Genomic DNA, 5,095 nt, shown 5'->3' on the forward strand with positions numbered 1-5,095 from the left:
ATGCGTGTCTCTTAAAGATGCTCTCAAAGAGTGCGTTAAAAGGTGCATAAGAGTGCTGTGAAAATGGCGGTGTGGTGTGCGGATTTCGAAGAGCGGGTAAAGGATAATGGGAGGTTGAAGAGTGGGGTAAAGAGGGTGTTGAAAAGTGGAGTAGGGTTTGGTGAGGTTGGCTCTTGGTGGGAAAGAATGGGGGTGCATTCTAGCGTGAAGCTGGTTGCCGGGGGCGGCAAGCCCATGTGAGAGGATCTCTGAGGGCGGCGGCTTCTGCTGGTGGGAGGGAGACCGTGAGGTGATTTGGTTGGGGAGCATGAAAAAGAGGGGAGAGAGGAGTGCCGGAAAAGGCGCAGGTACAAGAGGGTGCCGGCTGAGAACGGGAGCGGAGAGAGGGGGAGAAAGCTGCTCGAATCATTCAGAGTCTTTACGGCTTGCATATCCCCAATGCAATGCAAGCAGCTCTAAACAATCTCGTAAATGATCAGCAAGGGAATTTTGTTTGCGTTTTGAGGAGGTTAAGTCTTTGATGGCTTGATCGTAACCAACTACCTGTTCAACAAGCCAATAGCCAAGAATACCAAGCTGAACTTTGACCTGTTGTAAATGATTGGCTGCTTCTATCTGACGTTCAATGGGGTGTGTGTAACTCTGGCTACACGCAACCTTTGGACGCGTGTAATCAGGGCTCATGTGGAGGTCAGCTCGATTTTGACGCCAGTAAATATAAAAACGTTCTGCTGCTCTATATTGTGCTTTGCTGATATGCCCTTTTGCATATAAAAGCGCAATAGGACGCCCCCGTGCATTGGCAATGGCTTTAACAGTGCGCGGGTTGTTCGCATTTTCTGGGTGGGTTGCCTGAAAATAAGGGTTGCTCGTTTCAATCCATACTTCTTGCGTTTTTAAATGCCCAATGTGTGCTTTCTCTGCACTATGGTCGGAGGAGGAAAAACTGGGGGGCGTGTTTTTTTGTTCCTCTTTGTTGTTCTTTGTCTCTTGATGTTTCATGGTATCTCCTCTCCTGCAAAAATTGTCATGTCGTTTTATGTTCAAAAAAATCAGATGTGAGTTGCTCTAGGCGCATGAGGGGTAAGCTTTGCTAGGTGTTGCCTTGGGGGAGGGGGCAGCTTGGGGGGCGGGGGTGCTTTGGTGGACGTTTGCTCGGGTGTTGAGGGGGATTGGGGGGCATTGGAGGCATGGGGCTGTTCTTGAAGGGAGTGGGGTTTTGCACCATTGTGGGATTTATCTTTGGTGTTTACTGATGAAAGGGCGGGGCGGGTGATGGTTGCGTGGCACGCGTTTTTGATCGGGATGGTGCTTTCCTGCATCGTTGGAGTGGTCCTTGGTTTGGCTTATGAGGGGGCAGCTTGGGGGGCGGGGGTGCTCTTGAAGTTGTTCGTGTTTCGCCTTAATTGTGGGCGTTGTCTTTGGTGTCTGCTTATGAAGGAGCGGGGAATCCAGCTATTACATGGGAGGCGTTTTTGAAGGGGGGCTGTTTTGCGCCTTTGCTGGAATAGTCTCTGTTTTTACGCGCGTGGGAGCGGAGCACGTTGGTGTGGACTGGCTTTGGTTCTCAAAGGATTGGGGGTTTTTATTCATTTGTGGGTTTACCCTTCCTTTTATTTATGAGGGAGCGAGGTCTGTTCGTATTCTATGGGCTGGGTTGTTGAGGTAGGTGGGGTTTTGCCTTATTGTGGGCGGTGTTTTTAATTTTTACTGATGAAGGAGTGGGAGTATGGGGATTGTGTGGGGCGTATTTTTTAAAGCAGTGCTGTTTTGCACTATTGCTGGAGCTCTCCTTGATTTGGCACATATAGGCGCAGGCGGCTTGGGGGGCGCGTGGGGTGTTACTCTTGAAGTAGGTAGCTTTTTGTTGCATTGCTGGAGTGGTCCTTGGTTTGGCTTATGAGGGGGCGGCTTGGGGGGCGGGGGTGCTCTTGAAGTGGTTCGTGTTTCGCCTTATTGTGGGCGGTGTCTTTAATTTTTACTGATGAAGGAGCGGGAGTATGGTTGTTGCGCGGGGCGTGTTTTTGAAGGCAGTGCTGTTTTGCGCCATTGCTGGAGTGGTACTTGTTTTTGCGCTCGTGGGGGCATGGAGTATGGGGGGGACGTGGGGATTATTCTTGACGGGGGCGGTGCTTGTTGCATCATCGTTAGAGTGGTTCTTGATTTGGTTGATGAGGGGGCGGCAGGATGGGGTGGTGACACGTTGTTTGTGGTTATTGAAGGGGTTGGTGTTTGGTTGCGGCGCTGGAGCGCTCCTTCTTTGTACGCGCGTGGGAGCGGAGCGCGTTGGTGTAGACTGGCTTTGGTTCTCAAAGGATTGGGCGTTTTTATTCATTGTGGGATTTACCTTTCCTTTTGCTTATGAGGGAGCGAGGTGTGTTCGCGTTCTATGGGATCGGTTGTTGAGGTAGGTGGGGTTTTGCACCATTGCTGGCGTTTTCCTTGGTTTTGCGCTCGTGGGGGCAGGGAGACCGGCTGTTATGTGGGACGTGTTTTTGAACGGGGGGGTGCTTTCCTGCATTGTTGTAGCGTTCCTTGGTTTTATTTTGCTGGGAGCGAAAAATACTGCTGTTACGTGGGGCGTATTCTTAAAGGCTGTGGTGTTTTGCGCCTTTGCTGGAGTGGCGCTTGGCTTTGCTTATAAGGGAGCAAAGCGTTTTGATATTACCTGGGGATTGTTCTTGAAGGGGCTGGTGGGTATTGCATTACTGGAGCTGCTTCTGGTTTTACTGATGAGAGTGCAGAGGTAAGTGGGGGGCGCGTGGGGCGTACTTTTTGAAGGGGGTCGTGTTTTTCGGCATTGTTGCAATTGTCCTTGGGGTGGCGCATGTGGGAGAAAAGCATATGGGGATTACGTGGTTTGTGTTCGCCAACGATGAAGTGTTTGAGTCCTTTCTTGGACTTCTCCCTTTTTTTGCTTATGAGGGCGTAAGGTGTGTTGGTGTTCTGTGGGATTGGTTCTGGAAGCAAGTGGTGTTCGTTGAGCATTCAAAATAATGCCGTAGCGTTAATGGCTGTTCAGGGGAGCAGCGATAGCGGTAGGTTTTGGGGTCAAACCAAAGACCAATTTTGCCTTCAAAATCTCCGGAACGTTGTTTGGCTATATTCATAATCACGCCGGGGCGTTCGGATAAGGCAGCTTTTTCTTCCCTCTGTGATGCGGCAAAGATTTGGTCTTCTAACGGTCGATTGCGCCAAATGGTGATGATGTTAAAGGCATTGGCGCCAATTTCTGAGGCGCCTTTAATATCTTCCGTGCCAGGGATATCTTTATCTAATCCGCCTTTTCGCGCATGGGCAACAAGGTGAATATGCACCGCGTTTAAAACAGCCCAATCAACCATTTTATAAACCGCTTGTTCTTGTCCGGAATAGTCATCAGAGCTGATGCCTAAACGCATCAGACTGTCTATGATAAATTGATCACAGCCATAACGTGCGCGGCAATAGTCAAAGACATCGAGCAATGTGTCGACACTCGATTTGCCAACATGCTCATAAAGAAGCAAACCTTCGTCTAAAAAATGAAGAATCTGCTCAATCATCTCTCTTGTGGGCTGCTCTACGCCTCCTGCTTGTTTCGTTAAACGGCGTAGAGATTGTTCTCCTTTCATTTCTAAAGAGGCTAAGCAAATACGGCTCTTTTGAGAAATCCAATGGGGAATACAGTCGGATAACAGTTGGCTCTTTCCGGCACCACTCGCTCCGCTCCATAGCGTTAATTCCGCCCGACGAAAATAAAGCTTGCCGTTGAGTTTCGGATAGGGAACCGTGTAACCAAGATGCTGTTCAGGCGCTGGCCAAAATAGTCCTATCACTTGTTCTTTATAGTCTGAGGCACGCCGTAATCCTTCTGGCGCAAAGCTTTTTGCGCAGGAAAAGGCCGCTTTTATGGTGGCGATATCAACACCAGCGGTTAAGCAGTCGTTGGCGTCCTTTTTGGGCAAACGGACACGGTAACAACGATGACGACCAAGCCTGCTGGCAATTTCACGTGCCGCTTCTTCACCAGCCTTGTCCATATCGGTGGCTAAAAAAATGGTCTCAAATGCTTCTAAATGGTCAAATTCATTCTCAATCCAATTGTGTTTTCCTCCACTGCCGCCACCAAACGGTACCGAAACCGCCGGATATCCATAGGCCGCTAACGAAAGGGCATCAATTTCTCCTTCGGTGATGACAAGGATACGATTTGTCGAGGAAAAAATCTGCTCTGTTGAGATATGTTCCTGATTTGTGGTGTGGGGGTGCTCTGTGCCGGTGTGGGGGTGATCCGTGTTGGTGTGGGGGTGGTTCGTGCCGGTGTGGGGGTGATCCGTGCCGGTGTGGGGTTGCTCTGTGCCGGTGTGGGGGTGATCCGTGCTGGTGTGGGGGTGATCCGTGCCGGTGTGGGGTTGCTCTGTGCCGGTGTGGGGGTGATCCGTGCCGGTGTGGGGGTGATCCGTGCTGGTGTGGGGTTGCTCTGTGCCGGTGTGGGGGTGATCCGTGTTGGTGTGGGGTTGCTCTGTGCCGGTGTGGGGGTGCTCTGTGCCGGTGTGGGGGTGATCTGTGCTGGTGTGGGGTTGCTCTGTGCCGGTGTGGGGTTGCTCTGTGCCGGTGTGGGGGTGCTCTGTGCCGGTGTGGGGGTGATCCGTGCCGGTGTGGGGGTGCTCTGTGCCGGTGTGGGGGTGATCCGTGCTGGTGTGGGGTTGATCCGTGCCGGTGTGGGGGTGCTCTGTGCCGGTGTGGGGGTGATCCGTGCCGGTGTGGGGGTGCTCTGTGCCGGTGTGGGGCTGATCTGTGCCGGTGTGGGGGTGATCCGTGCCGGTGTGGGGGTGCTCTGTGCCGGTGTGGGGGTGATCCGTGCTGGTGTGGGGTTGATCCGTGTTGGTGTGGGGTTGATCCGTGCCGGTGTGGGGGTGCTCTGTGCCGGTGTGGGGGTGATCCGTGCCGGTGTGGGGGTGCTCTGTGCCGGTGTGGGGGTGCTCTGTGCCGGTGTGGGGCTGATCTGTGCCGGTGTGGGGGTGCTCTGTGCCGGTGTGGGGCTGATCTGTGCCGGTGTGGGGGTGATCCGTGCTGGTGTGGGGGTGATCCGTGCCGGTGTGGGGTTGCTCTG

The 5,095-nt window shown here is 52.7% G+C and carries 7 protein-coding genes and 2 pseudogenes; 7 read left to right on the forward strand and 2 right to left on the reverse strand.

Annotated elements, in window-relative coordinates; all coding sequences use genetic code 11:
* The first annotated feature begins 63 nt into the window (after nucleotides 1-63).
* Entirely contained in the window at nucleotides 64-240 is a 177-nt protein-coding gene (locus ABD915_RS08815) for a hypothetical protein (protein ID WP_345117473.1), read from the forward strand.
* A 165-nt stretch (nucleotides 241-405) separates the two neighbouring features.
* Here ABD915_RS08815 and ABD915_RS08820 read toward each other — a convergent pair whose 3' ends face one another.
* Complete coding sequence (locus ABD915_RS08820) at nucleotides 406-1,002, reverse strand: hypothetical protein (protein WP_345117475.1); 597 nt, start codon at nucleotides 1,000-1,002, stop codon at nucleotides 406-408.
* Between the two features lie 88 nt (nucleotides 1,003-1,090).
* Here ABD915_RS08820 and ABD915_RS08825 point away from each other — a divergent pair, with 88 nt between their 5' ends.
* From ABD915_RS08825 to ABD915_RS08845, 5 genes are all read left to right on the forward strand, one after another.
* Nucleotides 1,091-1,276, forward strand: a complete 186-nt coding sequence (locus ABD915_RS08825) for a hypothetical protein (protein WP_345117477.1) — start codon at nucleotides 1,091-1,093, stop codon at nucleotides 1,274-1,276.
* 186 nt (nucleotides 1,277-1,462) lie between these two features.
* Complete coding sequence (locus tag ABD915_RS08830; protein ID WP_345117479.1) at nucleotides 1,463-1,669, forward strand: hypothetical protein; 207 nt, start codon at nucleotides 1,463-1,465, stop codon at nucleotides 1,667-1,669.
* Between the two features lie 60 nt (nucleotides 1,670-1,729).
* Entirely contained in the window at nucleotides 1,730-1,903 is a 174-nt protein-coding gene (locus ABD915_RS08835) for a hypothetical protein (protein ID WP_345117481.1), read from the forward strand.
* A gap of 81 nt (nucleotides 1,904-1,984) precedes the next feature.
* On the forward strand, nucleotides 1,985-2,365 hold the full coding sequence (locus ABD915_RS08840; RefSeq protein ID WP_345117483.1) for a hypothetical protein: 381 nt from the start codon (nucleotides 1,985-1,987) through the stop codon (nucleotides 2,363-2,365).
* A gap of 115 nt (nucleotides 2,366-2,480) precedes the next feature.
* Nucleotides 2,481-2,750, forward strand: coding sequence for a hypothetical protein (locus ABD915_RS08845; protein ID WP_345117485.1), 270 nt, complete (start codon nucleotides 2,481-2,483; stop codon nucleotides 2,748-2,750).
* A 168-nt stretch (nucleotides 2,751-2,918) separates the two neighbouring features.
* On the opposite strand, the pseudogene ABD915_RS08850 reads toward ABD915_RS08845, so the two are convergent.
* Nucleotides 2,919-4,196 (reverse strand): annotated as a pseudogene (locus tag ABD915_RS08850) (toprim domain-containing protein); the annotation flags it as partial.
* 27 nt (nucleotides 4,197-4,223) lie between these two features.
* Between ABD915_RS08850 and ABD915_RS08855 the strand changes: the two are divergent.
* Nucleotides 4,224-5,095, forward strand: a pseudogene (locus ABD915_RS08855) (hypothetical protein); the annotation flags it as partial.

This window comes from Bartonella jaculi (assembly GCF_039543045.1).
GTDB lineage: Bacteria > Pseudomonadota > Alphaproteobacteria > Rhizobiales > Rhizobiaceae > Bartonella > Bartonella jaculi.

Bases quoted from the DNA above. Each gene is read 5' to 3' on its own strand.
- ABD915_RS08815 (WP_345117473.1), top strand. From the start codon at position 64: ATGGCGGTGTGGTGTGCGGATTTCGAAGAGCGGGTAAAGGATAATGGG.
- ABD915_RS08820 (WP_345117475.1), bottom strand. From the start codon at position 1,002: ATGAAACATCAAGAGACAAAGAACAACAAAGAGGAACAAAAAAACACG.
- ABD915_RS08830 (WP_345117479.1), top strand. From the start codon at position 1,463: ATGGGAGGCGTTTTTGAAGGGGGGCTGTTTTGCGCCTTTGCTGGAATA.
- ABD915_RS08835 (WP_345117481.1), top strand. From the start codon at position 1,730: ATGGGGATTGTGTGGGGCGTATTTTTTAAAGCAGTGCTGTTTTGCACT.
- ABD915_RS08840 (WP_345117483.1), top strand. From the start codon at position 1,985: ATGAAGGAGCGGGAGTATGGTTGTTGCGCGGGGCGTGTTTTTGAAGGC.
- ABD915_RS08845 (WP_345117485.1), top strand. From the start codon at position 2,481: ATGTGGGACGTGTTTTTGAACGGGGGGGTGCTTTCCTGCATTGTTGTA.